Origin of the sequence: Staphylococcus canis, assembly GCF_016238445.1 — a bacterium.
Classification (GTDB): Bacteria; Bacillota; Bacilli; order Staphylococcales; family Staphylococcaceae; genus Staphylococcus; species Staphylococcus canis.
In genome coordinates this window covers 24,336-43,919 of the sequence record NZ_JABANU010000005.1, presented here as the reverse complement: position 1 = coordinate 43,919, position 19,584 = coordinate 24,336, and the positions used below count along the sequence as shown (strand labels likewise).

Sequence of the window (19,584 nt, the reverse complement as noted above, 5' to 3'; positions counted from 1 at the left end):
CCTAAAATCTATCCCTCATTTAAGGTATCAAACGATAGTTATGATAAGACCCTAGAGGCATGAAGTACTTAAATCGCCTTTCACTCCTCCAGGTTTATCATTTTAACTAAGAATCATTCATTTAAGAACTATTCGTTTGGTCTGAACTCATTTTAATTTGAATATTTGTTTTTGAATCAATAGGTGTTTGAGCTGAAACACTTTGAGAGGTCACGAATCCATTACCTTCAACTTGTACTTTAACCCCTGTTAAACCTTCAAAAGCAATAACATCATCGCGTGTCCAACCTGTCATATCAGGCATTGTCAAGTCACCATCAGTCATAAGTAAGACGTTACTATTTGGTAATCTTTCACCTGAAACTGGTGATTGTTGAACGATTTTGTTTCCACTACCAATAACAACTGGATTAAATTGTTTGCCTTTTAGCGTGTCTTCTCCACTATCAACACTTTTATTTGTAACGTCTGGAACTTTATGAATCGTTGCGCCTGTATCTACTTTATCACTACCAATGTTAAGGTACTGTAGTGTATTTTGCATAATCGATGTAAAAGCTAATCCTGGCCCTAACTCATAAGCTTCTTGGTCATTTTTTTGAGCCAAGCTCATACCTGAATAAACGAGAACTTTAGGGTTTTTACTTGGTGCATGTCCAATAAAGCTTACAAAATAAGGATTCGCACCTTGAACATATCCGCCATTTTCAGGGTCAGCAACTTGTGCTGTACCTGTTTTACCACCAATACGATAACCATCAATACGGAAGTTCTGCGCATGACTGTCTTTACTATTTACAACTTGATCAAGTTGCTCTAAAACTTTGTTAGCCGTTTTTTCTGTAACAGGTTTACCTACTACTTGACGTTCACCTTTATAAAACGTTTTTTTATGCACTGGATCCGTGATAGATTGTACAAAATAAGGTTTTAACATGTTACCTTTATTGAAGAACGCTGATTGCGCTTGAATCATTTGAGCTGGTGTGACAGTTGTCGATTGTCCAAATGCGGAAGTTTTTTGCATTAACTCATTATCCCATGCAATATGGCCAGGTTGTTCTCCATCAAACAAGCTCCCTGTCGTTTTACCAAAACCAAACTTTTCATACCATGATTGCATTTTATCGGCACCAACAAGGTCTTGAAGTTTCATCATTAATGTATTTGAAGAATAGGTAAAACCTAATCCCATAGTGATTTTGCCCCAGCCTTTTTTATTCCAGTCATAAATACGAGACCCTTGAATGTCACGATAACCTGATTGATATTTTTTCTTAGGATCAAATACACCTTCTTGAATTGCAGCAGCTAAACCATATGTTTTAAATGTAGATCCTGGCTCATATGTGTTTTGATATAAGTCATTCGCCCACTTCTCACCAAAGTTTTCTCCGGTATCTGGGTTAAACGTTGGACGTTGACTGTAAGCTAGAATTTCGCCTGTCTTAGCATCCATAACCACCGTAAACAAATCTTTTGGTTTATATCGCTCAACCATTTTGTCTAACGCTTCTTCGACAAAAACTTGGATATTTGAGTCGATTGTTAAATGAACATCGTCACCTCTTTGTGGTGCTTTCTCGTTTTTTGAATTTGGAACGATATAGCCCCATATATCTTTAACGAAAGAAGCTTGACCATTTTCACCTGATAAGTAACTATCAAATATCTTTTCAACACCTAGAGCTCCTTTAAGTTCTCTCGTATCTGGATCTTTTTGTGCCATACCTATGAGATGGGAGGCAAAGTTACCATTTGGATAAAAACGTTGCACTTCTGGATACATCGTAATACCTGGTAATTTCATTTCTTCTATTTTTTCTTTATCTTGATAAGTTAAGTTTTGGCCTGCTTTACCAAATTCGACCTGAAATGCCTTTTTCATATTTAACCTTTTTTTAATATCTGCTTCAGACATATCGATAACAGTTGCAAGTTTTTTAGCTGTTTTATCTTTATCAACGACATGTCTAGGCTTATCAGTATCTTGACTTGCTCTTTTGTCAATTACAGCTGCTAAACGGAAACGGTCTACATCTTCAGCTAACACCTTGCCATTTCGGTCATAAATTGTTCCCCGTTGCGCCTGTTCTTCTAAATTCGATAAATACTTTTCATTTGCTTTTGTAATGAGGTTTTGGCCAGAAGATTGACCTGTAATCATTACAAAACTGTATCGTAAAACCAATAGAAAAAAGAGCAGTCCGAAAAAGCTGATCAGGAGGACTGCTCCTAGTTTATTTTTTTTGATTTTAATTTTTCGTCTCGCCATTATTACGCACTACCTTTACATTGTCGTTCTTGAGACTCATGCCTTGTTCTTCAGCTTTTTTATAGATGCGTTCATATGAAGCGTTTTTCATAGTTTCAGATTTTAATGCGCTATTTTGACTAGATTGTTGTTCAATTTTATAATCCAAATCTGCAATTTTACCTCGTGTATCATATGCATCCATCTTTAATGACAGGAGATAAATGCTAACCACCGCAATCAACGTAACAAGCGTTATGTATAACATTTTTTCAAATTTAGTTAACTTAACTACAATTTGCTTTTTTATCGGCTTTTGATCTACTTTTGGTTGTTGCTTAGGTGCTACTTGAGGCTCTGTTTCGTGTAAATGATAAGGTTCGTATATCTTTTCAACAGCCATTTTATTTTCTCCCCTTTACTTCAATATTTCTGCTACTCTTAACTTTGCACTTCTCGCTCTATTATTTTGATCCAAGTCATCTTGACTCGCTATGATCGGCTTACGATTTACACGTTTAAGCTTAGGTGTATACGCTTCAGGGATCACTGGCAAACCTCTAGGAACCTCAGGACCTTTCTCATATTCTTGAAACATTTGCTTACATAAGCGATCTTCAAGTGAATGGAAAGTAATCACTGAAATTCTTCCATGAATATTAACACGTTGGATTGCTTGTTCTAGTGAATCTTCAAACGCTTTAAGCTCATCATTTACAGCAATACGTATAGCTTGAAAGACACGTTTAGCAGGATGACCACCTGTTCTACGTGCTTTAGCTGGTATTCCTTCTTTAATACACTCTACTAATTCAAAGGTTGTCTCAATTGGGTGTTCACGGCGTTTCGCTTCAATACGACGTGCAATTTGTTTAGAGAATTTCTCTTCGCCATAGCGGAAAAAAATCTTGACTAGTGCTTCATAGGACCACTCATTGACCACTTCATACGCAGATAATGATTGCGTTTGATCCATTCGCATATCAAGTTTTGCGTCATAATGGTAACTAAAACCTCTTTCAGGCACGTCTAATTGAGGACTTGAAACACCTAAGTCGTATAAAATGCCATCAACCTTATCAATATTTAACTCGTCTAAAACTTGACTTAAATTTCTAAAATTTTGGTGTATAAATGTCACTTGGTGATGATGTGCTTTCAACTTTTCTTGTGCATGTTCAATTGCAGTTATATCTTGATCAAAAGCAATTAAGCGTCCTTCATCTGACAATTTACTTAATAAATAAGATGAGTGCCCTGCACCACCTAACGTGCAATCGATATAAATACCGTCTGGCTTAATATTAAGTTGGTCGACGGTTTCCTTTAACAACACGCTAATGTGATGAAACACTGCTATCCCTCCATTTTAAAAATCGAAATCAATTAAATCTTCAGCGATCTCTTCAAAATTATCTTCAGATTCATCATAAAAATCATTCCAAGCTGCTCTATCCCATATTTCGATACGATTCGAAACACCGATTACGGTACAATCCTTATCTAGATTGGCATATTGCCTTAATGTACTTGGAATATTTATTCGTCCTTGTTTGTCTAACTCAACTTCAGTCGCACCTGAGAAAAACATACGTGTGAACTTCCGTGCATCACGTTTTGTCATTGGTAAGGTTTTGAGTTTTTCTTCAATAGTTTGCCACTCTTCAATTGTATAGCCAAACAAACATTTATCTAGGCCTCTGGTGATAATAAAACGTTCATTCAATTGTTGTCTGAACTTAGCTGGTACAATCATTCGACCTTTTGCGTCGAGTTTATTTTCGTACTCTCCCATGAACATCCTATGTCACCTCACCATATTTATAATTTACCACATCTCCCCACTATCCTCCACTAATTATGTAAAATTGATATAAAATTTTTCTTTCAAGTTAAAAAAAGAGCAATCCGTCATTTAACGAATTGCTCTAAACTGTGTTTATATCTATATTTGTATAACGATTTGATCGAAAGTATAACGAAGTGGAGGATATGTGGTGGAGGTAAATATATCCATTCCGTAAATATTAAGTAATTGTAGTGGGTTCCACACTCTTTCTTGTAACCCTCCCATAGGATGAAGCGTATGTGTTAGCTGTGCGAAATGACGCATACTAACCTCATTCTCTCTCTCAATATTACGTAAATAACGACGTTTTAGAAATTGATACTGATGTAATTGGATTTCATGATTTTTCTTAAGTAAACGACGATTGTCTTCTGTTTTAGACATTTCTGTTTCAAGCTGTTGATAAAAAAGATTTTGTTGCTCAATCATATTATCAATGTCATCTAAAACTTGATCTGAAGCTTGTGCTCTTATGAAAGCGTCTTTTGCATCGTCAATTCCACTTTGTATAACTTGACTTGCTTCAATTTGATACTGATGTAATAGTTTTTGTGCTTTTGAAGTAATATAAGTCATACGCATCCTTGGTAATACGATAGGCATCTCAATATCAAATAAACGAAATACACCTTTAAGTTCTGCCCAATATTTTATTTCACTAGGACCTCCCACAAATGCTACTGTATTAAATAACCATTCTTGCATAAGTGGTCTAGTAACGACATTATTAGAAAATCGTTCAGGATTCGTTTCGATAAGATGCTCTAATTCCGCTTTGGAATATGTGTCATCTGTTTTATTTACTCGATACACTCCATTTTCATATTTAAGGAGTTGTCTTTGCCCATCAACTTCTAAAAATAAATGCACATTTGTATCTGTCATAATCATCGCGTCTAAACCCTGTCCTTGGGTTTGAACTTGCATATCACGAAATGCATCATCAATTTTTTGATGTTGCTCGACAATTTGATTTAGCAACGGTTTTTCAATCGTACGTAATGGTCCATACTGAGAATCTATCAACAAAAGCCCTTTACTTTTAAAACATTCATGTACCATTTTCTTAAACAGTTCTGTCCAATTTGTTACAGTTTCAATCATTTGCTTTAATTGAGTATATAATGTTTTTGAATATTTCGTTTCTGGAAGCATTTTAAAGTAGTGTGTTAATGCTTCATGTAGTGCTTCTTGATCTGGTTTATAATGAGAAACTGATGTCGTCGGCGGTGTCATCGTGTGATATTTAACCTTCTCTAAAAGCCCATCGCGTTCTCTCATTACATAAGTATGATTGACTTCATCAAAATCGTGATCTTCTCCCGCTATCCAGAACACCGGAACAACTGGTTTTTGGAACTTTTCTTCAAGTTCATTAGATTTAATAATAATAGACACAATTTTATGAAATGTATATAAAGGCCCTGTAAATAAGCCGGCTTGTTGTCCACCTATAACAACCTTTGCACCTGTTTCTAATGCCTGTAGCGATTGCTCTTGCTCAGGTGTTAATTCAAGATCCGACATATATTGTCGAATCACATTTGCAATAGCTTCTTCTCTACTGTTACTCGGTTGATCCATACGTTTTTCAAAACTAGTCATCACATTAGGATCATAATCAAAAAATTGTAAAACAGACGGTTCTTGGTTCATTAATTTCAAAATAAATTGATCTTTTTCGTCTATTTTTATATTTAAACACTCCATGTATAAATTCTCCTTAAAACATATTCGTTATAAGTATAATTGTTCCTCCTAAATCTGACAATCTAACGGCTTACTTCATATAATTAGATAAATAAGTTATAATTATAGTAATACAAATAAGGGGGGATTGAAATGACTAAAGTGAAACATCTTGACATTAATTACAAAACTGAGGAACTTTTTGAAGCTTTTCGTAAAAACTTTGGTAATAAAGATCTGTATATGGTTGATGAATTACATGGAGAAATGATTGATGCAAGTTCTGAATCTCCTTTTTACGGTATTTACGTAGGAGAAACAATTGGCGCACGCATGGCACTATACCGTAAAGGAGAAGTAGAAGAAACATTCTTCCCAGATTATGATGATTATTTAGTAGTTTGGAAGTTAGAGGTTTTAAGTAAGTATCAAAATAAAGGGTATGGCTCCCAGTTATTAGACTTCGCCAAATCTTTTAATCTACCTATTAAAGCGATTGCGCGCTTCGAATCTAAAGACTTTTTCATTCGAAATGGATTCAAAGACCTTGAAGCTAAAAATGATGATGGGCATGACATTTTAATTTGGGATCCTCAACATTTGAACTCTTAATAATATATTAAAACTTGCAATTTAACTTTAGTTTAGGGCAGTTTTAAACATTAATTTTGATTTCATTACATAGTTAGACGCCTTATAAACTGCCCTTCTAAAGCAGGTACAAACTTTGCCTTATTACAATCTCTAATAAATTATATGATGTAACTCTTTGATGTGTGTAATGGTGTATGTAGGTTGTATAAAAGTTTGATTATCTTGCAGACGATGGTTATACCAACATGTATCAATTCCAGCATTGATACCCCCTTGAATATCTGATGTTAACGAGTCCCCAACAATTAAAAAATCACTTCGCTCGTATTCAGGCATCGCCTCAAATACTTTTTCGAAAAACTCCACTTTAGGCTTTTGGACACCAAGCTCATCTGAAATAAATATATGGCTTATCATATCTTGTATTGCCATTTGACTTATTCGTCTTTCTTGAGTATCTTTAACACCATTCGTCACAATTGCTATTGTAACTTTATGTTTCATATCATCAAGTAAGCGATCCATACCTTCTAACAATTTTATAGGTGCTTTGGCTAAGCCATCTCTGAAAATAACATCTGCTTCTTCGCCATCTACAGTCATACCGTAATGTTTAAACGTTTCAATAAATCTGAAACTTAAAACTTCCCGACGAGATAGTTCTCCACGTTGAAATGCTTCCCAATGAGCTTGATTAATTACTTTAAACTGATCATAATCTCTCAAATTTAATGGCACATTGTAATAATCCATTAAATATTCATATGCTTTTACTTCAGCATCATGAAAATCTACAATTGTGTCATCAAAATCTAGTAAAATAACTTTATAACGCATGTACTCATCTCCAAAGTATTATATGTATCGATTTAGTGTATCAAATCCTGAAGACGATGTCATTCCCTCAACAACAATTCAATAAAAAAAGACCGCAGCTATTGCCACGGTCCAATTAATTATATTATCCGAAAAGACCTGAGATTGCTTCGATACCTTTTGCTACGATATCTGCAATACCGAATCCCATATCTGTCCATTCTCCGTTAAGTCCTGCTTCTACTGTTGATTTGATTGCACTGATTAAGTCTGACATTTTCTACACCTCTTTTTTATATTTTATTTATAATGATTATCAAATTATCCGAAAAGACCTGAGATTGCTTCGATACCTTTACCTACGATATCTGCAATACCGAATCCCATATCTGTCCATTCTCCGTTAAGTCCTGCTTCTACTGTTGATTTGATTGCACTAATTAAATCTGACATTTTACGACACTCCTTAACTTTAATTTCAATTAAATTAAGATTGAAACAAAACATTGCGTTTGTTGTTTGCTTTGTTTTGTTGACTCTAATATACCGAATATTGATGTTTTTGTGTTGTATAATTCTAAACTCAACATATTTCATACATAACTGTTAGTTTTGTACTAAAATTTAAACACTTATGATGCCTAAGTGTTATACACAAGTGAGTCATACAACGCTTATTAACTTATCATGCATATGGAATTCCTGAGATAAAGTGCTTAATAGCAATATTTCAAGAGATGTTTATATACTTTTTAATCATATGTAAATTTAAAATTTCTTTTAACTACTTAACATATAGTGATGCCTAACTGTTAAAAACATGAGTAGAGACTAACAGTTAAGCATAAGAAAGAATGAAATAGGGATTCATCAACTCTAAATCAACTTTGTATTGTATAATGCAGTTAAATCAATTACAGAGGAGGCGTTAAACATGTTTTGGGCAGACTTAGTAATGGGTATCATTAAATTAATCAAAGGTTTAGTTGATACATTCGCAAAATAATCAATAAATAGTAGATATAACTATGAACATTGAGATTGTAATTTCTATTAAAAAATAGAGTAGAAATTACAATCTCTTTTTTTATAAAAAAGCTTGCCTTTCTATTTTAACGTGGTATGATACTATCAAAAAAAGAACCGAGGCTTAAAAAATGTATAGTAAAAAGCAACCTATTGTCTTTTATATTGCACTTTTTTTATCTACAACTCTAATTGGTAGTCTTCTTTTATATCTTCCTTGGACCGGTCAAAAACACACTTCTTTCATTGACGCGCTTTATGTTGCTACTAGCGCATTTACAGTGACCGGCTTATCTACTGTCGATATATCAACACAATTTAATATATTCGGACAAACTGTTATCATGCTTTTAATTCAAATTGGTGGGATAGGTATTGTTGCAGTATCAATGTTTGCATTAATGATTTCACAAAAGCATGTCTCTATTCAAGGTCATCAATTGTTACAACTTGAAATGAATACTGATGATATCAATAGTGTCACTGATTTTGCTAAATTCATCCTATTTTTTAATGTTTTGTTTGAATCATTAGGTACATTTGTACTTTCTTTTGTTTTTGTACCTAAATTAGGTTGGTCAGATGGTCTATTCACAAGTTTATTTACCTCAATATCAGCTTTAAACAACGCTGGATTTTCGCTTTTCTCTGATAACTTGATCAGCTATGCCCAAGATCCTGTTGTGAATTTGATGATTGCTTTTTTAATCATAGCTGGTGGGATAGGATATGTCGTGTTGATCGATATCGTTACAACACATAAAATTAAGCATTTGCAACTCCATAGTAAAGTTACGATACTTATGACTTTCATACTCATCGTTGCTGGTTTCATTGTTTTTCTAATTTTAGAACAACAGCATTCACTTAAAGGCATGTCATTATCAGACCAAGTGTTAGCATCCTTTTTTCAATCTGTTACTACACGTACAGCTGGCTTTAATACCATTGACTTTAGTCAAGTTGCGCCAGGTACACTGATGTTTACAATGATTCTAATGTTTATTGGTGCCGGCCCAATTAGTGCGGCTGGTGGGATTAAGATTACAACATTTGCATTAATTATTATTTACATTATCACTTCTTTAAAAGGTCATGAACATGCACATTTATTCAAACGTTCTATTCCGAATAAACAAATGCAAAAGGCAATTGCCATCACATTATCTGCCCTTTCATTTACAATGGTAATTACATTTTTTATTGCCACTTTACAACCAAATTTAAATTTTGAAGATATCTCGTTTGAAGTTATATCAGCATTTGGAACAGTTGGTTTATCAACAGGAATCTCAGCAGAATACGGTCTTTTATCAAAATTGCTTATTATCGTTACGATGATTGTCGGTAAAATTGGTATCATTACATTACTCGGTTTATTACAAAGAAAAACAAGAGAGACATTTCATTATGCAAAAGGAAATTTATATCTTTAATACATTGCAAGCATAATGAAAATGACAATCCAATCCAGAAAGAAAAAGTTTTTTAATAAAAACTATCATAGAACTAGAGATTAAGGTGAAAAGAATATGCTTTAAATTAATGCCTTAATCTCTAATTTATGTATGTAGATTCGCACTTCAAAACTCTAAATGCTTTTCGTTCCATTATTGAAGTACAATTAATTTTTCATTATAGCGCATTTTTTCAAAGTACGTGTTAAATGTTTATATTTTTTCGTTGAACATTATTGATTTATAGCATGATATTAGGTATAATTATTTTTGTGTTGTTAATATGTCCTGGTAGCTCAGCTGGATAGAGCAATGGCCTTCTAAGCCATCGGTCGGGGGTTCGAATCCCTCCCAGGACGTAAACTAGCTATATTTCGTATTTATACCGTTATATCTCGTAACCTAAACGTTGATATAACGGTATTTTGTTATCTTTCGTTAATTATCGTTAAAACTCGTATTTTACTATAAACGTCCACAAAAATTAAAAAGCGACCGTTTTATTGGTCGCTATGTTGTCGTATTAACTCATCATCTTTTTTAAGTTTGCCTGCGCGTTCCAATTCATCATATAGTTTTGATAAGCGCATACCAGTGCCAATTGTCAAACCTGTTATTTTTCTATCTCCCTTTTTAATATGGGCAAATGTCGAATGTGATATGCCACTTCTTCTTTGTAATTCTCTAAACGACAATCCATGATTTCCATAAACTAGCATTGTTATTTTTTCAATCATATTCATTTGTCTTTACCTACTTTCTTATCATTTCCAACTTTTACTAAACTCTTTGCCTTTAAACATTGACGCTAAACCACTGATTTGTTTTAATCTTAACAGTTCGTCCGCGTCCATACCAGACGTTCAAAAGCCCATTTAACCATTAGTGTTAGAGAGAATTTTTATGTATCAGCATTACTTTATCGATCATAAGCATGTGTTGATATTCCTGTTTTTAGCATATTTGTATCTCTTAAAAGTTAAGCTAGGGATTTACCCTAGTCCTTATTTTTTATTCTATTTTGTTTTCCTACTCGATTTCTACAAAGACTAGTGATAACTATTGTTGTCGCTAAAGTTAACGCTGTACTTGTAAAAGTATTTCCAATAAACAAGTTTAACCATAGTAGTATTATTAAGATTATAGAAGTTGTTTTCATAATTTTTAAAAGCTAAAATTTAATTAGGTAAGATGCCACATTCAGGGCGAAACCTCATTTCTTATTATCGTCTTTCAGTGCTTTGATAACTGCTATTGTCGACACTACTGTGAAGACGATATTTTCTTCTAGCATTCTTTCCTCCTTTTTCTACATATAATTTTATTAATTTGCTTATACTCTCTCATTATATTGTGATTATCTTAATTATACCATTTTTTTAATGAAGCATTGTTCAGTATCACATATGTATAAACTTTTTGGTATCCGTTCGTATACAAGAAAGATCTTATAACACTTTATATCTATTTTATTTTCAAGTTCATTCAAATAGAAAAGGACTAAGCCACTTATATGGCTTAGCCCCTCCTAATGACATAGATAACTTTACCTTAATAGAAGTTAAATTATGCGCACTCTATAATTATTCAGCTGGGTAGCTTGTTTGTACTCTTTCATATTGTGACATCACGTTTTCATTTGAATAACTTACAGCTTTGTTTTCTGTTGTTTCATTTGCTGGATAGCTTGTTTGTACTCTTTCGTATGGTGAAATTACGTTTTCGTTTGAGTAACTTACAGCTTTATTAGCTGTTGTTTCAGTTACTGGATAACTTGTTTGTACTCTTTCATATTGTGACATCACGTTTTCATTTGCTGCTTGAACTTGTGTACCCGCTAAACCAACTAAACCAAGTGAAATAGAAAGTGCTGAAACTTTTAATAATTTTTTCATTTTCTAATACCTCCTCGATTTGATATAAAAAGTATACCAAAGAAATCTCAGTTTGTAAAATTTAAAGCTTCTACATAAAAACTTTCTTATTTAAACTCATATCGTTCAATTGAATTGTAGGGCTTTAACATATTTATTTCTTTTTGGAATACTAATTATGAAAACAAATAGTTAATATAAAAATGATACCCGATGTGTTTCAAATTAAACATCTCAATATAAAATAATTTTTAAAGAGTCATTTATCGAAATATAAGAACATCAGTTAACAATGATACGTATAATCTATAATGTTGTAATATTAAATGCATAGACTCACAACTGAATCTTTTTTCATAACTTAATAAAAATCACCTTCAAAATGTATACATTTTAAAGGTGTAAAAATATAAAACATATTAATACTAATATTCAATTTGCTGCGTTTTGATAATTTGATGTTCTCGATTTCTAAAATTAATAATACCTACACGGTCTTCTAGTTTAAATTCACAGTATGTCTCTTCAATATTGCTTCTTGATTGAGAAATACTCCCTGGACTAATTACATGCACACCGTCAATATTTTCATATCGTGCAACATGTGTGTGTCCATAAAGTGCAAATTGAGCTTCTTCTGCTTTTGCTTGTTGTGCAAGTTGATCGCGAGAAGTATTTACACCAAATAAATGTCCATGCGTCAAAAATATTGTAATATCATCATAATGTACAACTTGAGATTCAGGAAACTCTGGATAAAAGTCCATATTTCCTTTCACACGTATAAAATGGCTCAGTTCTGTATCATCATATTTAAATTCAGAGTCTCCTAAATGAAATAATGCATCTGCATCATCATGCTTATCAAAAATATCATACAGGACTCCTGGCTCTGTGTGATTATCACTCACTACTATAAATTTATACATTAACCTTCACCTTCAATAAATTTTTGTAATTGATCAATAGCTTTACGACGGTGACTAATTTTAGACTTTTCTTCTGCTGTTAATTGTGCCATCGTTTTTTGGTGTGATGGAACATAAAAAATAGGATCATAACCAAATCCATTTTCACCGATACGATTTAATGTAATCTCACCATCAACAGTGCCTTTAAAAGTATGCGTTTCGCCATCTGCATTTGTCATACTAATTACGCATACGAAACGCGCTGTGCGATCCGTTTCATCTCCAAGTTTTTCTAGTACTTTATCAATATTATCTTCGTCATTCTTTTGTGGCCCAGCATATCGTGCAGAATAAATTCCAGGTTCGCCATTTAAAGTTGCTACTTCAAGACCACTATCATCCGCAATAACAGTTTTCTTTAGTAATCGAGCTGCAGCTTCAGATTTTAAACGAGCATTTTCTTCAAAGGTACTCCCTGTCTCTTCAACATCAAAATCATTCAATAATTCATTAATTCCTATCACATTATAATCAGAAAAAATAACCTTAAAATCATTTATTTTTCCTTTATTTGAAGATGCTATTACGATATCATTCATGTGTTATTGTCTCCTTGCCTAAAAATATTCTTTCGACATCTGTATCTATATTTAGCCATTCCTTAATAATATATGTCATTTGTTCAACTTGCCCATTCGCAAAAAAGCGATGCTTGGGCTTTGGTGTATAACTCGCGTGTTCATGACTAAATGTTAATAATGCACTCACTTCACGAGCAGTTTCTAGACCAGAAGAAATGACAGTTTTGCTTTTCCCAAAATAATCATAAATAGGTTGATAAAGTAATGGATAGTGCGTACATCCTAATATCACAGTATCCGCATCAACTTGACGCCACGCTTTTAACGTCTGATGAATTACAATACTAGTAACTGTTGGGTCTTGATATTTCATCTCTTCAACAAGTGGCACAAATCCTGGACACGCAACTCCGCGCACTTCAACACTAGGATTAATTTTTTGAATATGCTTACGATAGGCTCCTGATTTAATTGTGCCCTCTGTTCCAAGTACTAGCACACTTTGATTTTTAGTAGTCATAATAGCAGTTCGTGCTCCTGGTTCGATAACACCAATCACAGGTATCTTCAGCGATTTTTGTAATGCATCTAATGCTACTGCTGTTGCCGTATTACATGCAATCACTAGCATTTTAATATCAAATTGAGTTAAAAACGAAGCCATTTCAATGGTAAATTGCTTAACTTCTTCAGGGTCTCTTGGACCATATGGACATCTACCAACATCACCTAAATAATAGATGGTTTCATTAGGAAGTTGTCTCATAATTTCTTTTGCAACAGTCAATCCTCCAACGCCAGAGTCCATGACACCAATCGGTCTATCCATATCATTCATCCTATTCTATGATTGATTCTTAATATTTATTTTATCACATCTAATTTAATAGAGAAATTCTTAATGACACGAGGTGTGTTTCTACCTATAATACACTATCCTCACTTATTGAGACAATTCCGATACTCTTTTAACTTATACTTATTTCCCTAATAAATAAAATAGAGCCAAAACACTATTGTGTTCTAGCTCTATTTAAAATATATTAATGCACTTTGTGATCAGAACCAAAGAATGATTTAAACATATGGAATGATGTTTCTCTATTTAATGCTGCAATCGATGTTGTTAGTGGGATACCTTTCGGACAAGCTTGTACACAGTTTTGTGAGTTACCACATGCTTGTAATCCACCATGTAACATTAGAGCATCAAGACGTTCATCTTTAGTCATTGAACCTGTTGGATGTAAGTTGAATAAACGCACTTGCGAAATTGCTTGAGCACCCACGAAATCGTTTTTAGGTGTAACGTTTGGACACACTTCTAAACATACACCACAAGTCATACATTTAGATAATTCGTATGCCGTTTGACGTTTTTTCTCAGGCATGCGTGGTCCTGGTCCTAAATCATATGTACCATCAATTGGTACCCATGCTTTCATTCGTTTTAAGTTATCAAACATACGTGTACGGTCAACTTGTAAATCACGAACAACTGGGAATGTTGACATTGGCTCTAAACGAATTGGTTGTTCAAGCTGATCAATAATTGCTGAACATGACTGACGTGCACGTCCATTGATTACCATTGAGCAAGCACCACAAACCTCTTCTAAACAGTTCATATCCCAAGTTACTGGCGTTGTTTTTTCGCCACTTTCTGTAATAGGATTACGACGAATCTCCATTAATGCTGCAATGACATTCATATTTTCACGATATGGAATGACAAATGTTTCCTCATATGGAGAAGATTTTGGATCTTTTTGTCTTTTTACGATAATTTTTACTGTTTTATCTTTCTTTGGTGATTCTGTATGTTGTTCAGTTGTTTGTTTTTCTTGTGTTTCAGCCATTATTTTTTACCCCCTTTTGACTTACTAGTGTAGTCACGTTTACGAGGTTCGATTAAGCTCACATCTACAGGTTTGTAAGTGAATTCAGGTTTTTCATAACGTCCTTTGTATTCAGCTAACGTATGCTTTAACCATTCTTCATCGTTACGATTTGGAAATTCAGGTTTATAGTGTGCACCACGTGATTCATTACGATTATATGCACCAATAGTGATTACGCGAGCTAATACAAGCATATTCCACAGTTGACGTGTAAAGAATACTGCTTGGTTACTCCATTGTGAAGTATCTTCCATATCAATGTCTTCATAACGTTTCATCAGTTCAACAATTTTCTTGTCTGTCTCTAGTAATTTATCATTATGACGTACAACTGTAACGTTAGCTGTCATAATTTCACCAAGTTCACGATGTAGCTTATAAGCGTTTTCCGTACCCTTCATATTGAGTAATTGTTCGAAGCGTTCTTGCTCTTCATCTTCACGCTTACGATAGATATCTTCATTTAAATCAACATAAGATGTTTCAATATCTTCTACATATTTCACAGCATTTGGTCCTGCAACACTACCACCATAGATGGCAGATAATAATGAGTTCGCACCTAAACGGTTACCACCATGTTGTGAGAAGTCACATTCTCCTGCTGCAAATAATCCCTTAATATTTGTCATTTGATCATAATCCACATATAGTCCACCCATTGAATAGTGAACCGCTGGGAATATCTTCATAGGTACTTTACGTGGGTCATCACCAGTAAATTTTTCATAAATTTCAATGATACCACCAAGTTTAACATCAAGTTCATGTGGATCTTTATGTGATAAATCAAGATACACCATGTTTTCACCATTAATACCTAGTTTTTGGTTTACACACACGTCAAAAATTTCACGTGTAGCAATATCACGAGGTACTAAGTTTCCGTAATCCGGATATTTTTCCTCTAAGAAATACCATGGTTTACCATCTTTATATGTCCAAATACGTCCACCTTCACCACGAGCTGATTCACTCATTAAGCGAAGTTTATCATCACCTGGAATTGCCGTTGGATGGATTTGAATAAACTCACCATTCGCATATTTAACACCTTGTTGATATGCGATAGATGCGGCAGAACCAGTATTAATCATAGAGTTTGTTGTTTTACCGAAAATAATACCTGGGCCACCAGTAGCCATAATTACAGCATCTGAACCGAATGATTGAATTTCTGATGTCGTAATATTTTGAGCTACGATACCACGAGCAGCATTTTCATCATCTTTAACGATACCTAAAAATTCCCAACCTTCATATTTAGTCACCAAGCCATCAACTTCGAAGCTACGCACTTGTTCATCTAAGGCATATAATAACTGTTGACCTGTTGTTGCCCCAGCAAATGCAGTTCTATGATGAAGTGTACCACCGAAACGACGGAAATCTAATAAACCTTCTTTTGTTCTATTAAACATAACACCCATACGGTCTAATAAGTGAATAATTTTCGGTGCAGCTTCAGTCATTTTTTGAACTGGTGGTTGGTCTGCTAAGAAGTCTCCTCCATACACCGTATCATCAAAATGAATCCATGGGGAATCTCCTTCACCTTTAGTATTAACTGCTCCATTAATTCCACCCTGTGCACAAACTGAGTGAGAGCGCTTAACAGGAACGATTGAGAATAAATCAACATGTGCACCCTGTTCTGCTGCTTTAATTGTTGCCATCAGACCGGCAAGTCCTCCACCGACAACAATAATTTTCTTCTCTGCCATAGAAATTTCACTCCCCTAAAATGATTTGACGCTTATACAAATGCTAAAATCGCGCTTACGCCAATATAAGAAACTACGATGAAGACAATCAATGATACCCAAGTAAACACTCGTTGTGATTTTGGAGATTGTAAAATTCCCCAAGTCACTAAGAATGACCATAAACCATTAGCAAAGTGGAATACTACAGCGATAATACAAACGATGTAGAAAATAAGCCATAATGGGTTTGTAACAATGTCATGAATCATATCATAGTTTACTTCTTGTCCAAATAACTTTTGAATACGTGTTTGCCACATATGAATCATAATAAACAAGAACGAAAGCAATCCAGAAATGCGTTGGAACAAGAAAAGCCAGTTACGCATATATGAATAGTGCCCGATATTATGAGTTGCAGTAAATGCAATATAAATACCATAAATCGCATGATATAAAATTGGTATGTAAATCATAATAATTTCTAAGGCGTATAAAAATGGTAGTGAATCCATAAAACCAGCCGCTTTGTTAAATGCTTCTACCCCTTTAGTTGCTTGATGGTTTACCATCAAATGCATAACCAAAAACGCACCTAACGGAATGACACCAAGTAAAGAATGTAACCTTCTAAGGTAGAATTGATTCTGAGATTGTGCCAAAAGGAAGTCCCCCCTGTATTACTATAATTTTTTTGATTTCTTTTTATTGCCCTATCAAGAAAACGTTTGCATGTCTGAATAAAAAAGAAATCATCTTAATCACATTGTAACACTAATTGTGACAAATTTGGGTATGAGAATGATTCTCATCCCAAATTTTTATATTTCTTCCTTGCTTAAAACTTCTGCTAATGCTTTTGCTGTTTTTTCTGGCAGTCCCGCTTGTTTGAGTTCATCGACAGAAGCTTGTCTCATTTTTCTAATTGATCCGAAGGTACGCAATAATTTTGTCTTACGTTTGGGTCCAATACCTTCAACATTATCTAAAACAGATCGCATACCAGACTTTGCTCTTGTCTGACGATGAAAAGTTATCGCAAACCGATGCACTTCATCTTGAATCCGTTGTAATAAATAAAAAGCTTGGCTGTTTTTCTTCAATGGTATAACTTGAGCGTTTTCACCATATAATAACTCTGAAGTTTGATGTTTCTCGTTTTTTGCTAATCCAGCTACCGGGATATCTAACCCGAGTTCATTTTCAAGTACATCTAAAACACTAGACATATGCCCTTTACCTCCATCAACAATGATTAAGTCTGGTAGAGGTAGTCCTTCATTCAACACCCTCGTATATCGTCGTCTTACAGCTTCTTGCATTGACTTGTAATCATCAGGGCCTTCTACTGTTTTAATTTTATACTTGCGATACGCTTTCTTGTCTGGTTTACCATCAACAAACGTAACCATAGCTGAAACCGGGTCAACACCTTGTATATTTGAATTATCAAATGCTTCAATACGAATTGGTGTTTGAATCCCCATTGCATCGCCTAACTGTTCTATCGCTTTAATTGTTCTCGATTCGTCTCGTGCAATGATTTCAAATTTGTTTTCAAGCGAAATATAGGCGTTTTTATTTGCCATATCAATTAATTGTTTTTTCTCTCCACGTTGTGGTGTCATTATTTTTGTATCCACCACTGAAGCTACCATCGTTTTATCTAAATTTTTTGGAACATGTACTTCTTTAGGAAGAAAATGTTGATTTAATTGATAAAATTGGCCAATAAATGTATAAAACTCCTCTTCTGGAGTTTGTTGAAGCGGAAACATTGTAGCTTCTCGTTCAATTAGATTACCTCGTCTAATAAAGAAAACTTGGATACACATCCATCCCTTGTAAACACTATAACCAAAAACATCTCGTGTTGTTTGGTCAGCAGACATAATTTTTTGTTTTTTAGTAAGGTTATGAATGTGCTCAATTAAATCTCGATATTCTTTCGCTTGTTCAAATTCTAAATTCTCACTCGCAGATAACATACGCTGCTCCAAATGGTTCAAAATAGTACGATCTTCACCATTTAAAAAGTCACTTATTTCTTTTGTCATACGTTCGTATTCAGATTTATCTACCTGATACACACATGGACCTAAACATTGGCCAATATGGTAATACAAACACAAACGATCTGGCATTTTATCACATTTTCGAAATGGATAAATACGATCTAATAACTTTTTCGTTTCATGTGCAGAATATGCATTTGGATAAGGCCCAAAATACTTTCCGCTTCCTTTCTTAACTTTACGTGTCACAATCAACCTAGGATGACGTTCATTTGTTATTTTAATAAAAGGATAACTTTTGTCATCTTTTAAAAGGATATTATACCTTGGTTGATACTTTTTAATTAAATTAAGCTCCAGCAACAACGACTCAGTCTCACTGGATGTAACAATAAATTCGAAATCAACAATTTCTTTAACTAGGCGCGTCGTTTTAGTATCGTGTGCACCAGTAAAATACGATCTCACACGATTTCTTAACCGTTTCGCCTTACCTACATAAATCACCTGATCTTGCCTATCTTTCATTAAATAACATCCAGGCTCCATAGGCAAAACAGATAACTTTTGACGTATTTTAGATTGAACATCCTCCATCAAATCACCTACTATCATCAAGGTCATTGAGGAAGCGCTTAGCGTTTGAGCAGAACGACAGCAACGCTCAAAACTGTTTTTTAGTTTTGAAGCGGAGCGAAAGTTCTGACGAAAACGCTGCTTCCGAAATGCCGTTTATCATCAAGGTTGTTGCGAGAGCGTTTTGAATTTGAGCAGAACCATAGCAATTCGAGAAATTGTTTACAATTTTGAAGTATTGCGAAGTTCTGATGAAAATTCAGCTCTCAAAACACCGTTCATCATCAAGGTCATTGCGGAACACTCAGGATTGAAGCAAATTAAATCTGAATATG

The 19,584-nt window shown here is 34.1% G+C and carries 20 protein-coding genes and 1 tRNA gene; 3 read left to right on the top strand and 18 right to left on the bottom strand.

Translation table 11 applies throughout. The features are described 5' to 3' along the window. Window positions 1-121: 121 nt before the first annotated feature. From HHH54_RS02805 to bshC, 5 genes are all read right to left on the bottom strand, one after another. The gene (locus HHH54_RS02805) at window positions 122-2,275 is read right to left on the bottom strand and encodes a penicillin-binding protein (protein WP_198617321.1); all 2,154 of its coding nucleotides are present in this window, start codon (window positions 2,273-2,275) and stop codon (window positions 122-124) included. After that, window positions 2,256-2,657 (bottom strand): cell division protein FtsL, encoded by a 402-nt coding sequence (ftsL, locus tag HHH54_RS02800; protein WP_198617320.1) that lies wholly within the window; start codon window positions 2,655-2,657, stop codon window positions 2,256-2,258. The genes HHH54_RS02805 and ftsL overlap by 20 nt, the downstream gene beginning before the upstream one ends. Before the next feature lie 15 nt (window positions 2,658-2,672). After that, window positions 2,673-3,608, bottom strand: coding sequence for a 16S rRNA (cytosine(1402)-N(4))-methyltransferase RsmH (rsmH, locus tag HHH54_RS02795; RefSeq protein ID WP_198617319.1), 936 nt, complete (start codon window positions 3,606-3,608; stop codon window positions 2,673-2,675). A gap of 15 nt (window positions 3,609-3,623) precedes the next feature. Continuing rightward, window positions 3,624-4,055 carry a division/cell wall cluster transcriptional repressor MraZ gene (gene mraZ, locus HHH54_RS02790; RefSeq protein ID WP_198617318.1) on the bottom strand — a complete coding sequence of 144 codons (432 nt, stop codon included), beginning with the start codon at window positions 4,053-4,055 and terminating at the stop codon, window positions 3,624-3,626. Window positions 4,056-4,199: 144 nt separating this feature from the next. Further along, on the bottom strand, window positions 4,200-5,813 hold the full coding sequence (gene bshC / locus HHH54_RS02785) for a bacillithiol biosynthesis cysteine-adding enzyme BshC (protein ID WP_198617317.1): 1,614 nt from the start codon (window positions 5,811-5,813) through the stop codon (window positions 4,200-4,202). Between the two features lie 132 nt (window positions 5,814-5,945). On the opposite strand from bshC, the gene HHH54_RS02780 reads away from it, so the two are divergent. Then, window positions 5,946-6,404 (top strand): N-acetyltransferase, encoded by a 459-nt coding sequence (locus HHH54_RS02780; RefSeq protein WP_198617316.1) that lies wholly within the window; start codon window positions 5,946-5,948, stop codon window positions 6,402-6,404. 132 nt (window positions 6,405-6,536) lie between these two features. Here HHH54_RS02780 and HHH54_RS02775 read toward each other — a convergent pair whose 3' ends face one another. The 3 genes from HHH54_RS02775 to HHH54_RS02765 all read right to left on the bottom strand — a co-directional run bounded on the left by HHH54_RS02775 (window position 6,537) and on the right by HHH54_RS02765 (window position 7,655). Beyond that, window positions 6,537-7,223 carry a YjjG family noncanonical pyrimidine nucleotidase gene (locus tag HHH54_RS02775; protein ID WP_198617315.1) on the bottom strand — a complete coding sequence of 229 codons (687 nt, stop codon included), beginning with the start codon at window positions 7,221-7,223 and terminating at the stop codon, window positions 6,537-6,539. A 124-nt stretch (window positions 7,224-7,347) separates the two neighbouring features. After that, a complete protein-coding gene (locus HHH54_RS02770; protein WP_198617314.1) occupies window positions 7,348-7,479 on the bottom strand; it encodes a beta-class phenol-soluble modulin in 132 nt (43 codons plus the stop codon). Between the two features lie 44 nt (window positions 7,480-7,523). Then, on the bottom strand, window positions 7,524-7,655 hold the full coding sequence (locus tag HHH54_RS02765; protein ID WP_198617313.1) for a beta-class phenol-soluble modulin: 132 nt from the start codon (window positions 7,653-7,655) through the stop codon (window positions 7,524-7,526). A 704-nt stretch (window positions 7,656-8,359) separates the two neighbouring features. Here HHH54_RS02765 and HHH54_RS02760 point away from each other — a divergent pair. Continuing rightward, complete coding sequence (locus HHH54_RS02760) at window positions 8,360-9,664, top strand: TrkH family potassium uptake protein (protein ID WP_198617312.1); 1,305 nt, start codon at window positions 8,360-8,362, stop codon at window positions 9,662-9,664. A gap of 306 nt (window positions 9,665-9,970) precedes the next feature. After that, window positions 9,971-10,044: transfer RNA gene (locus tag HHH54_RS02755), tRNA-Arg, on the top strand. Between the two features lie 141 nt (window positions 10,045-10,185). Here HHH54_RS02755 and HHH54_RS02750 read toward each other — a convergent pair. The 10 genes from HHH54_RS02750 to uvrC form a co-directional block, all read right to left on the bottom strand. Further along, on the bottom strand, window positions 10,186-10,428 hold the full coding sequence (locus HHH54_RS02750; RefSeq protein WP_198617311.1) for a hypothetical protein: 243 nt from the start codon (window positions 10,426-10,428) through the stop codon (window positions 10,186-10,188). Between the two features lie 21 nt (window positions 10,429-10,449). After that, on the bottom strand, window positions 10,450-10,539 hold the full coding sequence (locus tag HHH54_RS11600; RefSeq protein ID WP_490707402.1) for a hypothetical protein: 90 nt from the start codon (window positions 10,537-10,539) through the stop codon (window positions 10,450-10,452). 729 nt (window positions 10,540-11,268) lie between these two features. Beyond that, window positions 11,269-11,580 (bottom strand): hypothetical protein, encoded by a 312-nt coding sequence (locus HHH54_RS02745; RefSeq protein WP_198617310.1) that lies wholly within the window; start codon window positions 11,578-11,580, stop codon window positions 11,269-11,271. Window positions 11,581-11,984: 404 nt separating this feature from the next. Continuing rightward, on the bottom strand, window positions 11,985-12,488 hold the full coding sequence (locus HHH54_RS02740; protein WP_198617309.1) for a YfcE family phosphodiesterase: 504 nt from the start codon (window positions 12,486-12,488) through the stop codon (window positions 11,985-11,987). Next, window positions 12,488-13,069, bottom strand: a complete 582-nt coding sequence (locus tag HHH54_RS02735) for an XTP/dITP diphosphatase (RefSeq protein WP_198617308.1) — start codon at window positions 13,067-13,069, stop codon at window positions 12,488-12,490. The genes HHH54_RS02740 and HHH54_RS02735 overlap by 1 nt, the downstream gene beginning before the upstream one ends. Continuing rightward, window positions 13,062-13,880, bottom strand: coding sequence for a glutamate racemase (gene racE, locus HHH54_RS02730; protein ID WP_198617307.1), 819 nt, complete (start codon window positions 13,878-13,880; stop codon window positions 13,062-13,064). The genes HHH54_RS02735 and racE overlap by 8 nt, the downstream gene beginning before the upstream one ends. A gap of 214 nt (window positions 13,881-14,094) precedes the next feature. Further along, window positions 14,095-14,910 (bottom strand): succinate dehydrogenase iron-sulfur subunit, encoded by an 816-nt coding sequence (sdhB, locus tag HHH54_RS02725; protein ID WP_198617306.1) that lies wholly within the window; start codon window positions 14,908-14,910, stop codon window positions 14,095-14,097. Beyond that, a complete protein-coding gene (sdhA, locus tag HHH54_RS02720) occupies window positions 14,910-16,676 on the bottom strand; it encodes a succinate dehydrogenase flavoprotein subunit (RefSeq protein ID WP_198617305.1) in 1,767 nt (588 codons plus the stop codon). Before sdhA ends, sdhB begins: the two co-directional genes overlap by 1 nt. 32 nt (window positions 16,677-16,708) lie before the next feature. After that, window positions 16,709-17,320 (bottom strand): succinate dehydrogenase cytochrome b558 subunit, encoded by a 612-nt coding sequence (locus HHH54_RS02715; protein WP_198617304.1) that lies wholly within the window; start codon window positions 17,318-17,320, stop codon window positions 16,709-16,711. Between the two features lie 159 nt (window positions 17,321-17,479). Further along, on the bottom strand, window positions 17,480-19,270 hold the full coding sequence (gene uvrC, locus HHH54_RS02710; protein WP_198617303.1) for an excinuclease ABC subunit UvrC: 1,791 nt from the start codon (window positions 19,268-19,270) through the stop codon (window positions 17,480-17,482). Window positions 19,271-19,584 lie beyond the last annotated feature (314 nt).